We start from the raw sequence: 17,755 nt of genomic DNA on the forward strand, positions 1-17,755 counted from the left end.
CCGCATCGCGGCCTTGCGGACGGCTGAGCCAGGGGTGAGGCGCTCCGCGGGCTCGCAGGTCCTCGTCCGTAGACTCTGACCGTGAGCACGAGTCAGCAGGCCGACCCGCTGATCGGACGTCTGGTCGACGGCCGATACCGGGTGCGCGCGCGCATCGCGCGCGGCGGCATGGCGACCGTCTACGTCGCGACGGACCTGCGTCTGGAGCGTCGGATCGCGCTCAAGGTCATGCACGGGCACCTGAGCGATGACACCGTGTTCCAGAGCCGCTTCATCCAGGAGGCGAGATCGGCGGCCCGGCTGGCCGACCCCCATGTGGTCAACGTGTTCGACCAGGGCCAGGACGGCGACATGGCGTACCTGGTCATGGAGTACCTGCCCGGCATCACGCTGCGCGAGCTGCTGCGCGAGCAGCGGCGTCTGACGATCCCGCAGACGGTCACGATCATGGACGCCATCCTGTCGGGCCTGTCCGCCGCGCACCGCGCCGGCATCGTGCACCGCGACGTCAAGCCCGAGAACGTGCTGCTGGCCGAGGACGGGCGCATCAAGATCGGCGACTTCGGCCTCGCGCGTGCGACCACCGCCAACACCGCCACCGGCGCCCAGCTGCTCGGCACGATCGCCTACCTCGCGCCGGAGCTGGTCACGCGGGGCATGGCCGACGCGCGCAGCGACATCTACTCGCTGGGCATCATGCTGTACGAGATGCTCGTCGGCGAGCAGCCCTACAAGGGCGAGCAGCCGATGCAGATCGCTTTCCAGCACGCCACGGATTCGGTGCCCAGACCGAGCGTCAAGAATCCCGGTGTGCCCGAGCAGCTCGACGAGCTGGTGCTCTGGGCGACCGAGAAGTCCCCCGACGACCGCCCTACCGACGCACAGGTCATGCTCGAGCGGCTGCGAGAGATCGAGCGCGAGCTCGGGATCGCTCCACAGGTCGCACGCACCCTGTCCGCGGGCATCATCCGCGAAGAGGTCGCGGGCGACTCGGGCGATCTCACCCAGGTGCTGCCCGCTGCGATGACCGCCCCGACGAACGCGGTGGTCGACGTCGACAACGCGACCCGGTTGCGCGCGGCCACCAAGCGCCGCTCGGTCAGGGGCGGGTGGCTGCTGACCCTGGTCCTCCTGCTGGCGGCACTGGCCGCGGCGACCGGGTGGTGGTTCGGTTCGGGTCCCGGCTCGCAGGTCGTCGTCGCCGACGTCGCGACGCTGACGTTCGAACAGGCGCAGCAGCGCCTCGCCGAGGACTCGCTCCAGGCCGTGCCGCAGAACGTCTATGACGTCGACGTCGCACCGGGCGTCGTGGTGGGCACCGACCCGTCCGCCGGGTCCCGGCTCGACAAGAACGCGACAGTGGCCGTGCTGATCTCGCAGGGTCCGCAGCCGCAGACCGTGCAGGCGCTCGCCGGCACGAGCGCGACCGATGCCCGCGGCATCCTGCAGGCGATCAACCTGACCGTCGCCGACCCCGATCAGCAGTACTTCACGGACGAGGCGGAGGGCACCGTCATCGGAGTCTCGGTGACCCCCCGTGCCGGAGGCGATCCGATCGACTGCACACAGGGATGCAGCGCCCTGGAGGGCGACACCGCGACCCTGTCGGTGTCGGTGGGTCCGGTGCCCGATGTCTACGGCCAGAGCGTCGATTCGGCGACCACGCTGCTGGCCGAGAAGGGTCTGTCCGTCGCAGGGACGGCGGACGAATTCCGCGACGACCTCGACGCCGGCCTGGTGGTGTACATCGCCGAACGCGACGGCGGCGGCAACTGGCGGCCCGGCGAGTCGGTCACCCTGGTGGTCTCGGCCGGTCCGGAGCTGTTCCCGGTGCCGGACATCGTGGGCCTCACGCGCGACCAAGCCAAGGCGAAGCTCACCGACGCCGGCTTCGACTATGAGTATGCGACCCTGTGGGACGCGGTCCTCGATGGGATCACCGAAGTGGAATCGCAGCTTCCGGCGGCCGGCACGGAGGCCGCCAAGGGCACGGTCGTCAGCTTCCGGATCAACGGCGCCTTCTGACCCGCGCTACCTCTTGTCGAGCTCCTCGGCCACCAGGAACGCGAGCTCGAGGCTCTGCATGTGGTTCAGGCGCGGGTCGCACAGGCTCTCGTAGCGCGTCGCGAGCGTGGCCTCGTCGATCATCTCCGAACCGCCGAGGCACTCGGTGACGTCGTCGCCGGTGAGTTCGACGTGGATGCCGCCCGGGTGCGTCCCGACCGCGCGGTGCGCATCGAAGAAGCCGCGGACCTCGTCCACCACGTCGTCGAATCGGCGCGTCTTGTAGCCGGTCGGAGTCGTGATGCCGTTGCCGTGCATCGGGTCGGTGACCCACAGCGGCGTCGCACCCGAAGCGCGGACCGCTTCCAGCAGCGGCGGCAGCGCATCGCGGATCTTGCCCGCGCCCATGCGCGTGATGAAGGTCAGCCGGCCGGGCTCGCGGTGCGGGTCCAGCTTGTCGATGAGCGCGAGCGCGGCATCCGGCGTCGTGGAAGGTCCGAGCTTCACACCGATCGGGTTGCGGATCTTCGAGAAGTAGTCGACGTGCGCGCCGTCGAGCTCGCGGGTGCGCTCGCCGATCCACAGGAAGTGGGCGGAGGTGTTGTAGGGCGTGCCGGTGCGCGAGTCGATGCGCGTCATCGGCCGCTCGTAGTCCATCAGCAGGCCCTCGTGGCCGGTGTAGAAGTCGACCCGGCGAAGCTCGTCGAAGTCCGCGCCGGCAGCCTCCATGAACTTGATCGCCCGGTCGATGTCGTGCGCCAGGCGCTCGTACGCCTGGTTGGCGGGGTTCTCGGCGAAGCCCTTGTTCCAGCTGTGCACCTCGCGGAGGTCCGCGAAGCCACCCTGGGTGAACGCGCGGATCAGATTGATCGTCGACGCGGCGGTGTGGTAGCCCTTGAGCAGCCGGGCGGGGTCGGCGCGGCGCGAGCCCTCGGTGAAATCGAATCCGTTGACGATGTCGCCGCGGTAGGCGGGCAGCGTGACGTCTCCGCGCGTCTCGGTGTCGCTCGAGCGGGGCTTGGCGAACTGCCCCGCCATGCGCCCCATCTTCACGATCGGCATGGCGGCGCCGTAGGTCAGCACGACCGCCATCTGCAGGACCGTCTTGATGCGGTTGCGGATCTGTTCGGCGGTGGCGCCGGCGAAGGTCTCGGCGCAGTCGCCGCCCTGCAGCACGAAGGCGCGACCGGATGCGGCATTCCCGAGCTGCTCGCGCAGGTTGTCGACCTCGCCCGCGAAGACCAGGGGCGGAAGCGTCGCGATCTCGGCGGAAACGGCCGCCACAGCGTCCGCGTCATACCACGAGGGCTGCTGCTTGATCGGCAGAGTCCGCCAGTGGTCGAGTGCGTCAAGCTGCTGGAGCATCCGCTCAGTCTATCCGCGCCGCGGTGCTCCCCCGGCCCGCGTGACGGCCGCCCGGCGGCTCAGGCAGCGGGCTTCGCCGGCAGCCGGTTCTTCACGGTCGAGGCGTACACGTCGTCGTACGTCTGCTCGCCCAGACGCTGCAGCGCCACCATGATCTCGTCGGTGACCGAGCGCAGGATGTACCGGTCGCCCTCCATGCCGGCGAAGCGGGAGAAATCGAGCGGCTCGCCGATCACCATCCCCACGCGTCCGACGCGCGGGATGCGACGGCCGATCGGCATGACGGTGTCGGTGTCGACCATCACGACCGGGATCACCGGCACGTGGGCCTCGAGCGCCATCCGGGCAAGGCCCGTCCGGCCGCGGTACAGCCGGCCATCGGGACTGCGCGTCCCCTCCGGATAGATGCCGAGCAGATCGCCGCGGCCGAGCACCTGCAGTCCGGTGTTGAGGGAGGCCTCGGAGGCCTTGCCGCCCGTGCGGTCGATCGGGATCTGACCGGTGCCCTTCATGAACATGCGGGTCGCCCAGCCCTTGAGCCCCCTGCCGGTGAAGTAGTCGCTCTTGGCCAGGAACGACATCGGCCGGTCGATCATCAGCGGCAGGAACACCGAGTCGATGAACGACAGGTGGTTGCTCGCGAGGATGGCCGCGCCTTCCACCGGGACGTTGCGCCGCCCGACGATCCAGGGGCGGAAGATCGCCTTCAGCAGCGGTCCGATCACGATGTACTTCATCAGCCAGTAGAACATCGGCTACGCGCTCCCCACCGTCTGGGTCCGGGGGTGGGTGGTCGCGAGGTCCGCCGCACCGATCAGGCCCGCGTCGTTGCCCAGTTCAGCGATCGCGAAGGCGGCGATCGGCCGGTCGCCGTACCCGGGGAGCGAGGTCTCGTAGGCGATCCGCACGGGGCCGAGCAGGTCCTCGCCCAGTTGGGCGACGCCGCCGCCGATCACGAACAGCTCAGGATCGAGCACGGCCTGGAACCCGCCGCACGCCTCCCCCAGCGCGGTCGCCACGCGCCGCAGCGCTTCGACCGCCCCCGGATCGCCGGCGAGGACCAGCCGCGAGACGGCCGGTCCGCTGATGGCGCCCTTCTGCGCGCGGACGTCGGCCAGCGCTGCGCCGATGCCCCCGGCATCCGCGATCTCGTTCGCCTGCCGCTGCAGGGCGCGACCCGACGCATACTGCTCGAGGCATCCGTTCTGGCCGCAGCCGCACGGCAGGCCGTCGCGGGTGAAGCGGATGTGCCCCAGCTCTCCGGCGATGCCGTGGCCCCCGCGGTACAGCGCACCGCTCGAGATGACGGCGCCTCCGACGCCGGTGCCCATCGTCAGCATGACCATGTCGTCGACGTCGCGGCCGGCGCCGAAGCGGAACTCGGCCCAGCCCGCGGCGTTCGCGTCGTTCTCGATCGTCACGGGGACGTCGATGCGGGCTTCGAGGATCGCCTTGAGCGGCTCATCGCGCCACGCGATGTTGGGGGCGTGGATCACGTTCGCGCGGTCGCGGTCGATGAATCCGGCTGCGGCGACACCCACCGCCGCGATCTCGTGCGCGGCGCTGAAGTGACGGGCCATGTCGATGACGGCATCCGCGAGTGCGCGCGTGTCGACGGGTGTGTCCACACGCAGCTTCTCCACGATCCGGCCATCGTGGCCGACGACACCGCCGGCGATCTTGGTCCCACCGATGTCGATTCCGACCTTGAGCACTGCACTCCTCTGTTCCGACCCGCGCTGCCGCGAGCGAACCGGCGCGGCGGCGGCGGCGCCTTGCAGTCTAGTGGCCTCCTGCGGGCGGCCCCATGCCTGCGGCTCAACCCCCTCGGATACACTCGGATCAGACCTACCCGAGAACGCGACCGGTACCGAAGGAGTTGCCGTGGTTCAATTCGAAGTCCCCGCCATCGTGCCTGCTGATCCGCAGGCCAACATCACCGACCTGCTGGTCGACCGCGTGAAGGCGACGCCGCAGCTGGCCCTTTTCGCCGTCCCCGACGGGGACGGCTGGCGCGACATCACCGCCGCCGAGTTCCAGTCGCAGGTCATCGCCCTGGCCAAGGGATTCGTGGCGGCCGGCATCGAGCCCGGCGACAAGGTCGGGTTCATCGCCCGCACGACATACGACTGGACGCTGGTCGATTTCGCCCTGTTCTTCACCGGTGCCGTGATGGTGCCGATCTACGAGACCAGCTCCCCCGCCCAGATCGGCTGGAACCTGACCGACTCGGGGGCGATCGCCTGCATCGCCGAGTCCGCGGATCACTCGGCCCGCCTCGACGAGGTCCGCGCCGACGTGCCGCTGGTCAGGTCGGTGTGGGAGATGCACCGCGGCGATCTGGACAAGCTGGTCGCGCAGGGCAAAGACGTGACGGATGCCGAGATCGAGCGCCGCCGCAACATCGCCGGCGGCTCCGACATCGCGACACTCATCTACACCTCCGGCTCGACCGGCCGGCCGAAGGGGTGCGTGCTGACGCACAGCAACTTCGTGGAGCTGGTCCGCAACGCGACGCGCTCCAACCAGGAGGTCTTCGAGTCCCCCGGTGCGTCCACGCTGCTGTTCATCACGACCGCGCACATCTTCGCGCGGTTCATCTCCATCCTCGACATCCATGCCGGCGTCAAGACGGGGCACCAGCCCGACACCAAGCAGTTGCTGCCGGCCCTCGGGTCGTTCAAGCCCACGTTCCTGCTGGCGGTGCCGCGCGTGTTCGAGAAGGTCTACAACTCCGCCGAGCAGAAGGCGGAGGCGGGTGGCAAGGGCAAGATCTTCCGCGCCGCCGCCCACACCGCGATCGAGCATTCCTCCCTGCTGCAGGAGGGCAAGAAGATCCCGTTCGGCATGAAGATCAAGTTCGCCCTCTTCGACCGGCTCGTCTACAGCAAGCTGCGCACCGCGATGGGCGGCCGGGTCGAGTATGCGGTCTCGGGCTCGGCTCCCCTGGGCCCGCGTCTCGGGCACTTCTTCCACAGCCTCGGCATCACGATCCTCGAAGGCTACGGACTCACCGAGACGACCGCGCCCGCGACGGTCAACCAGGCGAGCAAGTCCAAGATCGGCACCGTCGGCCCGGTCATCCCCGGTGTCGGCATCCGCATCGCCGATGACGGCGAGATCCAGGTGCGCGGCGTCAACGTCTTCAAGGAGTACTGGCGCAATCCCGAGGCGACGGCCGCGACCTTCGACGGCGACTGGTTCAAGACGGGCGACATCGGCGCGTTCGACTCGGAGGGGTTCCTCACGATCACCGGTCGCAAGAAGGAGATCATCGTGACGGCCGGTGGCAAGAACGTCGCCCCCGCCGCGCTCGAGGACCCGATTCGCGCGAACCCGATCGTCTCGCAGGTCGTCGTGGTCGGCGACCAGAAGCCGTTCATCTCGGCGCTGGTGACCCTCGACAGCGAGATGCTGCCCACCTGGCTCGGCAACAACAGCCTGCCGACGGACATGACGCTGGCGGATGCGGCGAAGAACCCGGCCGTGCGCGCCGAGGTGCAGCGTGCGATCGACGGCGCGAACGCCAACGTGTCGCGCGCCGAGTCGATCCGCAAGTTCACGATCCTCTCGACGGAATGGAGCGAGGCCAGCGGGCACCTCACCCCGAAGATGAGCATCAAGCGCAACGTCATCATGGAGGACTTCGCCGACGACGTCGACGAGCTCTACAACGTGCCGGTGAACACGACGAACGTCTCGCTCGGCTGACCGGCAGGTTCGAGGACGGCCCCGCAGCTCACGCTTCGGGGCCGTTTCCGTTGCCCCGGTTCACCCTCCGTTCGTCCGTCACCGAGGTACGCCCCGGGGCCGCTTTCGCGTGCACAGGTGACGGACGAACGGAGGGGAAAGAGGTGCCGGCGCAGCGTCGTCTCGGTCGGCCCGGTCGACCCGCCTTCGTTCGTCCGTCACCGAGGTACGCCGCGGGGCCGCTTTCGCGTGCACAGGTGACGGACGAACCGAGGAGGAAGAGGGACGGATGCTGCCGCTTCTGCGCCCTGCCCGAGAAGGCAGGGCGTCCTCGAGGAGGCAGGGGCGTTTCCACAAGAACCCCGCGCCGGCACTCAGAACCAGTCGGACTCGCGGATCTCGCGCATCGCGATGCGGCGGGACTCCGCGGGGAGCCGCTGGAGGTACAGCATTCCGTCGAGGTGGTCGGTCTCGTGCTGCAGCGCCTGGGCGAGCAGGCCATCACCCTCCAGCACCACTTCCTCGCCGTCCAGATCGACGCCGGTGACCCTGGCGTGCGGGTACCGCAGCGCCTCGTGCCACAGCCCGGGAACGGACAGGCAGCCCTCCCCGACGAGTTCGGGCTCACCCGAGACCTCGGCGAGCACGGGGTTGAGGACGTACCCGATGTCGCCGTCGATGTTGTAGCTGAACGCACGCAGTCCCACGCCGATCTGGGGAGCGGCCACGCCGGCGCGACCGGGCAGCTCGACAGTGTCGACCAGATCGCGCACGAGCGCCCGGATGCCGTCGTCGATCTCCTCGATCGGCGCACTGACGGCGCGCAGCACCGGGTCGCCGAAGACGCGGATGGGTCGAACGGCCATGCGCTACGCCGCGGGCGTGAGGGCGCGCAGGCCCTCGACGACGGTGGCGGCCAGGTCGCGCGCGGCCAGGCGGGTCGCCGGTTGCAGGTCCCGGAACGAGATGGCACTGCCGGCGGCGATGTGCGGATCGTAGGGAACCCGCACGACTGTCCGCACGCGGGTGCGGAAGTGTCCCTCGAGCTCGTCCTGGCGCACGAGCGGCGTGCCGGGGCGCGAGTTGTTCAGCACCACGATGGCGTTGCGCACCTGCTCGGAGTAGCCGTTCGTCTCGAGCCAGGTGAGGGTCTCCGAGGCCAGGCGCGCCTCGTCGACGCTCAAGCCGGTGACCACGACGAGCTGGTCCGCGAGATCGAGCGTCGCACCCATGACCGAATGGACGATGCCGGTGCCCGTGTCGGTCAGCACGATCGAGTAGTAGTGCGCGGCGAGGCTTGCGACGTCGTGATAGTCGCGGTCGTTGAGCGCTTCGGACACACGGGGATCGGCATCCGACGCCAGCACGTCCAGCCGGGTCTCGTCGCGGGCGACGATGTTGGAGATGTCGTTGTACCCGGTGACCTCTGAGCGGATCTTCACCAGATCGCGCACCGTCTTGCCGCTCGAGCGCGAGATGCGCTCGGCGAGCGTTCCGCGGTCGGGGTTGGCGTCGACGGCGATGATCCGGTCGTCACGTGCGTCGGCCAGGGCCATGCCGAGAAGCGTCGTGACGGTCGTCTTGCCCACGCCGCCCTTGCGCGAGAGCACGGGCACGAAGCGGGCGCTGCCGCTGAGCGGCGCGGCGATCCGGCGGTCGAGCTCCTTGCGGGCGCGGGCGCGCTTTCCGTCGCCGAGGTTGATCCGTCGCCGCGAGAGCGAGTAGACCAAGTGCTGCCACGCGCCCTCGGGCTCGGGGCGAACGACCTGGCTGGGATCGAGCAGGCGGTCGGCGGTGAGCAGGTCCGCCGTCTCGCGTCCGGCCTCGAACTCACCGAGTCGCTTCGAGGTCATGGTCACGTCCGCACGCGGGATGACGCGCTCGACGGCGCGGGCGGGCTCCGGACGCTCTTCGACATCGGGATGCTGCGCCTCCCACCGCGTGGCGGGGACGGAGCCGGTGGTCGGCGTCGACCCCGTGCGCGAAGGCAGCGGTGGCGCCGCGGGGATGGTCGCCGCATCTGCGGCGAACGCGGGAGAGGCATGCTCCGGCTGCGCGGACCCGTCGTGCAGCGATCCGAGCGACGGTTCACCGTGCTCGCCCGCAGCCTCCTCATCGTCGACGACGGAGGCGTCCTCGATCGCGGGCGTGCTGTCGTAGACGCTCTCCGCGTCCGTCCACTGCTCCGGCTCGGCATCCTGTTCCCCCGGCGCGGCAGCTTCGGCATCCGAGCCCCGATCCTCGGCCTCGATGAACGCCACCTCATCATCGATCACGTCGTCGTCGACCAGGTCGTCCTCGTCGTTCGAGGGCAGCACGACGCTGACCTGCTCGGTCTGTCCCCCGAGGAATCCGATGCCCGCCGTCCCGACGCTGCCGGTGTCGGACAGCACGCCGTTCAGCTCGTTCTCGGCATCATCGGCGTGCGTCTGGTCGGTGCGATCGGGCGTCACAGCGGTATCTCCAAAGACAGGAAAGGATTGTGCGGGGGGATGCCGCACCCTCCAGGTTACTGTCCGGGACGGATGACGACCAAAAGGTCGCCCGCCTCCACCTGCTGGGTCTCGCTGATCGCGACCCGCTCGACCACACCGCCGATGGGCGCCGTGATGGCCGCTTCCATCTTCATCGCCTCGATCGAGGCGACAGGCTGGCCGGCGGTGACTGTGTCGCCGACCGTCGCTTTGAGGGTGACGACACCGGAAAACGGGGCGGCGACCTGGCCCGGCCGGGAGGTGTCGGCCTTCTCCACGGCCTTCGTCTCGACGGCGATGCCGCGGTCGCGCACGTACACCGGGCGCAGCTGGCCGTTCAGGGTCGTCATCACGGTGCGCATGCCCTTGGCATCCGCCTCGCCGATCGCCTCGAGCCCGACGTACAGCTGCACACCCGGGTCGATCTCGGCGATGTGCTCCTCGCCGGGCTTCAGCCCGTACAGGTAGTCGGGCGTGCCGAGGGAGGACAGGTCGCCGTACGCCTCACGGTTCGCCTCGAACTCCTTGGCAGGCGCCGGGAACAGCAGCCGGTTGAGCGTCCGGCGTCGCGCTGCCGCGTCTCCGGACAGACCCTCGCGCTCGGCATCCGTCAGAGGCGGCACGTCGATCGAGATGTTCCGTCCCGCGAGCACCTTCGTGCGGAAGGGCTCGGGCCATCCGCCCGGAAGATCTCCAAGCTCGCCCGCCATGAAGCCGACGACCGAATCGGGGATGTCGTAGTTTTGCGGGTTCTCGGCGAAGTCGGCGGGATCGGCCTTGGCCGCGACGAGCGCGAGCGCCAGATCGCCCACGACCTTGGAGGACGGCGTGACCTTCGGGATGCGCCCGAGGATGCGGTCGGCCGCGGCGTACATGTCCTCGATCTGCTCGAAGTCATCGGCCATCCCGAGTGCGATCGCCTGCTGACGCAGGTTCGAGAGCTGCCCGCCGGGAATCTCGTGGTGGTACACGCGTCCGGTCGGGCCGGGCAGGCCCGACTCGAACGGCGCGTAGAGGTGACGGACGCCCTCCCAGTACGGCTCGAGGTCGCTCACGGCGTGGAGGTCGATGCCCGTGTCGCGCTCGGTGTGCGCGAGCGCCGCGACCAGCGCCGACAGGGAGGGCTGGCTCGTCGTTCCCGACAGGGGCGCAGCTGCGGCATCCACCGCGTCGACGCCGGCGGCGCTCGCGGCGAGCAGCGTGGCCAGCTGCCCGCCCGCGGTGTCGTGCGTGTGCAGGTGCACCGGAAGGTCGAACCGCTCCCGCAGAGCCGTCACGAGCTTCGCCGCGGCGGCGGGACGCAGCAGACCCGCCATGTCCTTGATCGCCAGGATGTGGGCGCCGGAGTCCACGATCTGCTCGGCGAGGCGAAGGTAGTAATCCAGCGTGTAGAGCCTCTCGCTCGGGTCCAGCAGGTCGGCGGTGTAGCAGACGGCGACCTCGGCGACGGCGGTGCCCGTCTCCAGCACGGCGTCGATCGCCGGACGCATCTGGCTGACGTCGTTCAGGGCGTCGAAGATGCGGAAGATGTCCACACCCGTCGATGCCGCTTCGCGCACGAACGCCTGGGCGACCTCGACGGGCCGCGGCGTGTAGCCGACGGTGTTGCGCCCCCGCAGCAGCATCTGGATCGGGATGTTCGGCACGGCTTCGCGCACCGCCGCCAGGCGCTCCCACGGATCCTCGGCGAGGAAGCGCAGCGCCACGTCGTACGTGGCACCGCCCCACGCTTCGATCGACAGCAGCTGCGGCGTCATGCGTGCCACATGCGGACCGACCCGCACCAGATCGCGGGTGCGGACGCGGGTCGCGAGCAGCGACTGGTGCGCGTCGCGGTAGGTGGTCTCGGTGACCGCGAGCGGGGTCTGCTCGCGCAGCGCCTGCGCGAAGCCCGCGGGGCCCAGAGCGCGCAGGCGCTCGAGGTTGCCGGACGGCGCCGGTGCGCTCAGGTCGATGACGGGCAACTTGCTGCCCGGGGAGACCGACACTGGCTTCTCCCCGTAGGGCCGGTTGACCGTGACGTCGGCGAGCCAGTTGATCAGCTTCGTCGCCCGGTCGCGCGACGGGTGGCTCGTGAGCAGCTGCGGGCGCTCTTCGATGAAGGCGGTGCTCAGGTCGCCCGCGACGAACGACGGATCGTCGAGCACCGCGCGCAGGAACGGGATGTTGGTGGAGACGCCCCGGATGCGGAACTCGGCCAGCGCCCGCTTGGCGCGCGCCACCGCCGAAGGGAAGTCCCGGCCGCGGCAGGTGAGCTTGGCGAGCATGGAGTCGAAGTGCGGGCTGATCTGCGAGCCCGCCGCAGTCGTGCCGCCGTCGAGCCGGATGCCGGCGCCTCCGGGCGAGCGATACGTGGTGATGCGGCCGGTGTCCGGCCGGAACCCCTGCGACGGGTCCTCGGTGGTGATGCGGCACTGCAGGGCGGCCCCCCGCAGGACGATGTCATCCTGCTGAAGGCGCATCTCCGCGAGCGTCTGGCCGGCGGCGATACGCATCTGCGACTGCACGAGGTCGACGTCGGTCACCTCTTCGGTTACGGTGTGCTCGACCTGGATGCGCGGGTTCATCTCGATGAACACGTGCTCGCCGGCACGTTCACCGGCGGTGTCCACGAGGAATTCCACCGTGCCGGCGTTGAGGTATCCGATCGAGCGCGCGAAGGCGACGGCATCCCGATGCAAAGCGGTGCGCAGCTCGTCCGAGATGTTCGGCGCGGGCGCGATCTCGATCACCTTCTGATGCCGGCGCTGCACCGAGCAGTCCCGCTCGAACAGGTGGACGGTCTCGCCTGTCGCGTCGGCGAGGATCTGCACCTCGATGTGACGGGGGCGCAGGACCGCCTGCTCGAGGAAGACGCGGGCGTCGCCGAACGCGGCACCGGCTTCGCGCATCGCCTCGGCGATCGCGGGGGGCAGCTCGGCGGGAGTCTCGACGCGACGCATGCCGCGGCCGCCGCCGCCGGCGACGGCCTTGACGAAGATCGGGAAGCCGATCGCCTCCGCCTGCCCGACCAGTTCGTCGACGTCGTCGGATGCCGGTGTGGAGCGCAGCACGGGCACGCCCGCAGCGATCGCGTGCTCCTTCGCGGTGACCTTGTTTCCCGCCATCTCGAGCGCGAGCGCGGGCGGGCCGATGAAGGTGATGCCGTTCTCGGCGGCGCGCGCGGCGAGCTCCGGGTTCTCGGAGAGGAAGCCGTAGCCGGGGTAGATGGCGTCCGCGCCCGATTCGAGCGCGACCCGGATGATCTCCTCGACATCGAGGTAGGCCCGCACGGGGTGGCCCGGCTCGCCGATCGCATACGACTCGTCGGCCTTCTGACGGTGCAGTGATCCGCGGTCCTCATACGGGAACACCGCAACGGTCCGGGCACCGAGTTCATACGCAGCGCGGAACGCGCGAATGGCGATTTCTCCGCGGTTGGCGACCAAGATCTTTCGGAACATTCGCACCTCGCTGCGCGCCTGGGATCGGGCTGAGTGTGCTCTCAGCCTAGGGGACGGTAACGTTGAGGATTGTGCACGTACTCTCCGTCAGCTCCCTCAAGGGCGGGGTCGGCAAGACAACCGTGACTCTAGGACTCGCCTCCGCGGCATTCGCGCGGGGAGTTCGGACTCTCGTGGTGGATCTCGACCCGCAGTCCGATGTCTCCACCGGCATGGACATCCAGGTCGCCGGGCGGCTGAACGTCGCCGACGTGCTCGCCAATCCCAAGGAGAAGGTCGTCCGTCAGGCGATCACCTCGAGCGGCTGGGCGAAGGTGCACCCCGGCACGATCGACGTCATGATCGGCAGCCCCTCCGCGATCAACTTCGACGGCCCGCACCCCTCGGTGCGCGACGTCTGGAAGATGGAAGAGGCCCTCGCGACCATCGAGGCCGACTACGACCTCGTGCTGATCGACTGCGCCCCGTCGCTGAACGCCCTCACGCGCACCGCGTGGGCGGCATCCGATCGGGTCATCGTCGTGACCGAGCCCGGACTGTTCTCCGTCGCCGCGGCCGACCGCGCGCTGCGCGCGATCGAGGAGATCCGCCGCGGCCTCTCCCCCCGTCTGCAGCCCCTCGGCATCGTCGTGAACCGCGTGCGTCCGCAGTCGATCGAGCACCAGTTCCGCATCAAGGAGCTGCGCGACATGTTCGGCCCGCTCGTTCTGTCCCCGCAGCTGCCCGAGCGCACGTCGCTGCAGCAGGCGCAGGGCGCTGCCAAGCCGCTGCACATCTGGCCCGGCGACTCCGCCCAGGAGCTCGCGGCCGACTTCGACGCGCTGCTGGACCGGGTCATGCGCACCGGCCGCATTCCGGTCGCGGGCGAAGCGCGCGCGTAACGCTTTTCTGGGGCCCCCCTTTTAGGGGTTCGTCCGTCACCCGTGTACGCCGGGGACGCGGAAACGCGTACGTTCGTGACGGATGAACGGTGGTGGGATGTCGCTGCTTCCGCGACCGCCACTGGCCCCGGACGGATGCCGGTCAGCGCTGCGCGGCAATAGCGGCGCGAACCCGCCGCGAGATCGACTCCGGGTCGGAGAACACATGATCCCGCGAGACCCGGATGACCCGCCACCCGAGGTCAGCCAGGGCTTCATGCTTCTCGATGTCGCGCTGCCACTGGCGCGGGTCGGTGCGATGCTGATCGCCCTCGTACTCGATCGCGATGCGCAGATGTGGATAGGCCAGATCCACGCAGCCGACGAACCGACCGCGCCCGTCGAACACGTCGTGGTCGATCACCGGCTCCGGGAGGCCGGCATCCACGATGATGAGGCGAACCCACGTCTCCATGCGCGAAGCCGAACCTGCGCGGATGCGCCGCAGCGCGTCCCTGAGAGCGGCCGCTCCGCGTCGCCGACCTGCTCGCAGCGCCACATCGAGCTCTGCCACCGTGCCCCACGCGTCACGCTCGATCCGCGGGGTCGGACCGGGGATGCGCGGAGTGCGCACGATCGCGTCGCCGGCCGCGACGAGGTCGTAGGGATGCCGCAGCATCCCGCCGAGCATCGCCCAGGTGGTCGCCGGATCGGCCACCCGCAGTCCGTGCTCCGGATGTGTCACCACGCGCGCCAGCGAGTCAGCGATCTGGTGTCCATGGATGCCCGCGAGGCGGGGAGCCCGGCCGCGGACGCTCACGTGCGGCAGGGCATCAGGCAGCAGGGGAGTGGCAGGTCCCAGAGCACGGCCGCCGTGGTGTGGCTGAAGTACTCCCCGGCGTGCATATGCGCCGAGAAGTGAACCGCGGCACGTGCGATGGCCGCCCGCTGAAGCGGCCCTGGCCGGCCGGCTGCGTCCTCGGCCTCCTCGGCGCGCGTCACCCGCAGTCCTCGGTAGGGCCGGTCGAAGTCGTCCCCGTCGATCCAGCGACGAGGTCTCCCCGCGCGTCGCGCATCCGCGACCCTGAAGATCGCCCCCCGGGTCAGTCGTCGTCATACCCTCACTGTGCCGGGCGTGCCCAGTGCGCTGCTGCGGTTTTCCACAGCTCCCCCCATTCGTCCGTCACCTATGTACGCCGCAAGGCCCCGACGACGTACACCGGTGACGGATCAAGGGATGGCAGCGGCACGTGCCCCATTCGTCCGTCACCTATGTACGCCGCAAGGCCCCGACGACGTACACCGGTGACGGATCAAGGGATGGCAGCGGCACGTGCCCCATTCGTCCGTCACCTATGTACGCCGCAAGGCCCCGACGGCGTACATAGGTGACGGACGAAGGAGGGTGGGGACGGGCACCCGGGCGCCGAACGCGTGGGCGCCGAGCGCGTGGGCACGGAGCGTCGGAGCGCCGGAGCGGGCGAGCGCGTGGGTGCGTGAGCGCGCGAGCGCGGGAGTGCGCGAGCGCGCCGGGGACTACGCCGTGCGGGCAGCGCGACGGGCCGAGAGCTCGTCCATCGCGTCAGGCGCCTGGGCCTCGAAGTCCACGAGCGTGGACTCGACCTCGTGCAGCACTTTGCCGACCGCGATGCCGAAGACGCCCTGGCCGCGGCTGACGAGGTCGATGACCTCGTCATTCGAGGTGCACAGGTAGACAGAGGCGCCGTCGCTCATGAGCGTGGTGCCGGCCAGATCCCGGATGCCGGACGCGCGCAGCTGATCGACCGCCGTGCGGATCTGCTGCAGCGAGATTCCGGTGTCCAGGAGGCGCTTGACGAGCTTGAGCACGAGGATGTCGCGGAAGCCGTAGAGCCGCTGCGACCCCGAGCCGCTCGCCCCGCGCACCGTGGGCTCCACGAGCTCGGTACGGGCCCAGTAGTCCAGCTGGCGGTAGGTGATGCCGGCTGCGCGGGCGGCGACCGCACCGCGATAGCCCACTTCGTCGTCCATCTCGGGCAGTCCGTCGGTGAAGAGGAGGTCGGCGACGAACTTGGGTTCGTCCGCGTCGTGAGCGTTCATACGCTTCCTCCTTGGTGATCGGACATGTCCACGTTAGATGCGGCCCGGCCGCCGGGCAACGACATCCGCGTTCGCCGTCCCGGCGTGTCGCGGCCGGGCAGGGCTGCGGGCGTCAGGACAGCATCCGGTCCAGGGCCGCCCGGGCGAAGATCGCGCGCACGTCGTCGAGCCGCTTGGCCAGCTCCGGTGCCACTTCGCTGGCGCGAGCGCGGGATGCCGCATCCGTCCGCCGCAGGAGGGGTGAGAGCGCCTGCTCGACGAGTGCGACGTCGCGCTCCGCGCTCTGGCGGAGTGTGCGCACGTGCCGCGGCTCGATGCCGTGGCGGTCCAGCGCCACCAGCGCCCGCAGGATCGCGACGGCCTGATCGTTGTAGCCGTCGGCTGCGGTGAGGACGCCCGTGCTGATCGCATCGTTGAGCAGCTGCGGGGCCGCCCCGGCGGCGGCGAGCAGCTCCTCGCGCCGGTAGCGGCGCGGGGCGGGCACGATGGACGGCGGCATGGCGGTCGGCGGCGCGGGGTCGCGGCCGGCGTCGACGTCGGCGAGGTACTCGCGGATGACGACCAGGGGCATGTAGTGGTCCCGCTGCAGCGTCAGTGCGAGGCGCAGCCGCTCGAGGTCGTCCTGAGAGAACTTGCGGTACCCGGACTCGGTGCGGGTGGGGGTCACGATGCCCTGCACCTCGAGGAAGCGCAGCTTGCTGGAGGTGAGATTCGGGAACTCGGGATTGAGCCGAGCCAGCACCTGACCGATGCTGAGAAGCCCCGCGGACGACGAGCGTTCGCGGGCTGAGGACGCCGGCATCAGCCGTCCGCCGCCTGCGGCAGATCGGCGGGCGAGACGAAGAAGTTCAGCCGGAATTTGCCGACGCGCACTTCGGATCCGTTCGTCAGCACCGCGCGGTCGACACGCTCGCCGTTGACGTAGGTGCCGTTGAGCGAGCGCTGATCGACCAGTTCGAAGGTGGAGCCCGTGCGCGTGATCTCGGCGTGACGGCGCGAGACGGTGACATCGTCGAAGAAGATGTCGGCCTCAGGATGTCGGCCGACGGTCGTCACATCCGTGTCGAGCAGGTACCGCGCGCCGGCGGTCGGTCCCGACCGCACGAGGAACAGTGCGGCGCGGGAGGGCAGTGCCTCGATCGCGTCGAGTTCGGCATCGCTCAGATCGCTGCCGAACGGCACGAACGACAGGTCGGAATCGTGCCCGAAAGTCTGCGTCGTATCGGTGGCACCGTGCGAGTCACCCGCGTTGGCGCCCGCTCCGGAAGCCCTGCGGATCTCGTCCGGTTCGGGGCGGCGGTTGTCCTCCACGGTGTTCCTCCTTTGATTCCAGCGTATCCGATCGGGCACCACTCGAAGGGGCCCGATCGAGCCGGGGACGCGGCGTCCCGCATTGTTTCGTCGTGTGTCACCTGAGATGACCGTCGGAGGCGCGACGCCTAGCCTGACGAGTAACCGAACCTACTTCCAAGGAGACCGTCGTGTCGAGTCCGCACCGCCACCTTCCGCCCCTTCAGGTGCGTGAGCGTGCGGCGTGCATGTGCAGTCTCGGCGGATCCTGCTCGTCCTTCGCACCCGGTCACGCCCTGCACCTCATCCAGGCGCGCCTGTCCTCGGCCACTCCGACGGAGTGGGTCGACGCGATCGTCGAGGCGACGGATGCCGCGCACGGCGTCGTCGTCGTGCGCACGCTCGTGGCGGGCGAGCTGGTCGAGCTGTGGAGCGGCGCGGGTGCGGCGCACGACGCGGTCGTGGGTGCGCCGGTCGCGCTGCACAGCCGGTACGACGTCCTCGCCCTCGGTGCAGCGCGCTTCAACGTCCTGCGCGGCTGACGCCGGCA

General features: G+C 69.8%; 14 protein-coding genes. 4 read left to right on the forward strand and 10 right to left on the reverse strand.

Translation table 11 applies throughout. The features are described 5' to 3' along the window. The first annotated feature begins 81 nt into the window (after positions 1–81). The gene (pknB, locus tag RWQ91_RS03405) at positions 82–2,025 is read left to right on the forward strand and encodes a Stk1 family PASTA domain-containing Ser/Thr kinase (protein ID WP_314502616.1); all 1,944 of its coding nucleotides are present in this window, start codon (positions 82–84) and stop codon (positions 2,023–2,025) included. Positions 2,026–2,031: 6 nt separating this feature from the next. Here the strand turns inward: pknB and RWQ91_RS03410 are convergent, their stop codons facing one another. Genes RWQ91_RS03410 through RWQ91_RS03420 form a run of 3 tightly spaced genes read right to left on the reverse strand, consistent with a single transcriptional unit; the run spans position 2,032 to position 5,084 of the window. Then, positions 2,032–3,369, reverse strand: coding sequence for a class II 3-deoxy-7-phosphoheptulonate synthase (locus RWQ91_RS03410; RefSeq protein ID WP_314502617.1), 1,338 nt, complete (start codon positions 3,367–3,369; stop codon positions 2,032–2,034). Between the two features lie 59 nt (positions 3,370–3,428). Further along, on the reverse strand, positions 3,429–4,121 hold the full coding sequence (locus RWQ91_RS03415) for a lysophospholipid acyltransferase family protein (RefSeq protein ID WP_314502618.1): 693 nt from the start codon (positions 4,119–4,121) through the stop codon (positions 3,429–3,431). A 3-nt stretch (positions 4,122–4,124) separates the two neighbouring features. Next, positions 4,125–5,084 carry an ROK family glucokinase gene (locus RWQ91_RS03420; RefSeq protein WP_314502619.1) on the reverse strand — a complete coding sequence of 320 codons (960 nt, stop codon included), beginning with the start codon at positions 5,082–5,084 and terminating at the stop codon, positions 4,125–4,127. Positions 5,085–5,253: 169 nt separating this feature from the next. On the opposite strand from RWQ91_RS03420, the gene RWQ91_RS03425 reads away from it, so the two are divergent. Further along, positions 5,254–7,080, forward strand: coding sequence for an AMP-dependent synthetase/ligase (locus RWQ91_RS03425; RefSeq protein WP_314502620.1), 1,827 nt, complete (start codon positions 5,254–5,256; stop codon positions 7,078–7,080). Positions 7,081–7,433: 353 nt separating this feature from the next. Here RWQ91_RS03425 and RWQ91_RS03430 read toward each other — a convergent pair whose 3' ends face one another. Genes RWQ91_RS03430 through RWQ91_RS03440 form a run of 3 tightly spaced genes read right to left on the reverse strand, consistent with a single transcriptional unit; the run spans position 7,434 to position 12,976 of the window. Next, positions 7,434–7,925 carry a peptide deformylase gene (locus RWQ91_RS03430; RefSeq protein WP_314502621.1) on the reverse strand — a complete coding sequence of 164 codons (492 nt, stop codon included), beginning with the start codon at positions 7,923–7,925 and terminating at the stop codon, positions 7,434–7,436. A gap of 3 nt (positions 7,926–7,928) precedes the next feature. Then, positions 7,929–9,512, reverse strand: coding sequence for a MinD/ParA family protein (locus RWQ91_RS03435; protein ID WP_314502622.1), 1,584 nt, complete (start codon positions 9,510–9,512; stop codon positions 7,929–7,931). Between the two features lie 56 nt (positions 9,513–9,568). Continuing rightward, complete coding sequence (locus tag RWQ91_RS03440; protein WP_314502623.1) at positions 9,569–12,976, reverse strand: pyruvate carboxylase; 3,408 nt, start codon at positions 12,974–12,976, stop codon at positions 9,569–9,571. Positions 12,977–13,047: 71 nt separating this feature from the next. Here RWQ91_RS03440 and RWQ91_RS03445 point away from each other — a divergent pair, with 71 nt between their 5' ends. Then, positions 13,048–13,857, forward strand: a complete 810-nt coding sequence (locus RWQ91_RS03445) for a ParA family protein (protein WP_314502624.1) — start codon at positions 13,048–13,050, stop codon at positions 13,855–13,857. Positions 13,858–13,999: 142 nt separating this feature from the next. Here the strand turns inward: RWQ91_RS03445 and RWQ91_RS03450 are convergent, their stop codons facing one another. The 4 genes from RWQ91_RS03450 to RWQ91_RS03465 all read right to left on the reverse strand — a co-directional run bounded on the left by RWQ91_RS03450 (position 14,000) and on the right by RWQ91_RS03465 (position 17,226). Then, the gene (locus tag RWQ91_RS03450) at positions 14,000–14,656 is read right to left on the reverse strand and encodes a DUF559 domain-containing protein (protein ID WP_314502625.1); all 657 of its coding nucleotides are present in this window, start codon (positions 14,654–14,656) and stop codon (positions 14,000–14,002) included. 716 nt (positions 14,657–15,372) lie between these two features. Beyond that, the gene (locus RWQ91_RS03455; RefSeq protein WP_314502626.1) at positions 15,373–15,915 is read right to left on the reverse strand and encodes a MerR family transcriptional regulator; all 543 of its coding nucleotides are present in this window, start codon (positions 15,913–15,915) and stop codon (positions 15,373–15,375) included. A gap of 112 nt (positions 15,916–16,027) precedes the next feature. Next, complete coding sequence (locus tag RWQ91_RS03460; RefSeq protein ID WP_314502627.1) at positions 16,028–16,717, reverse strand: MerR family transcriptional regulator; 690 nt, start codon at positions 16,715–16,717, stop codon at positions 16,028–16,030. After that, positions 16,717–17,226 (reverse strand): FHA domain-containing protein, encoded by a 510-nt coding sequence (locus RWQ91_RS03465; protein ID WP_399545782.1) that lies wholly within the window; start codon positions 17,224–17,226, stop codon positions 16,717–16,719. The genes RWQ91_RS03460 and RWQ91_RS03465 overlap by 1 nt, the downstream gene beginning before the upstream one ends. A gap of 170 nt (positions 17,227–17,396) precedes the next feature. Here RWQ91_RS03465 and RWQ91_RS03470 point away from each other — a divergent pair, with 170 nt between their 5' ends. Further along, a complete protein-coding gene (locus tag RWQ91_RS03470; protein ID WP_314502628.1) occupies positions 17,397–17,747 on the forward strand; it encodes a hypothetical protein in 351 nt (116 codons plus the stop codon). Positions 17,748–17,755: the final 8 nt, after the last annotated feature.

This window comes from uncultured Microbacterium sp., from assembly GCF_963524805.1.
In the GTDB taxonomy this organism is placed as follows: domain Bacteria; phylum Actinomycetota; class Actinomycetes; order Actinomycetales; family Microbacteriaceae; genus Microbacterium.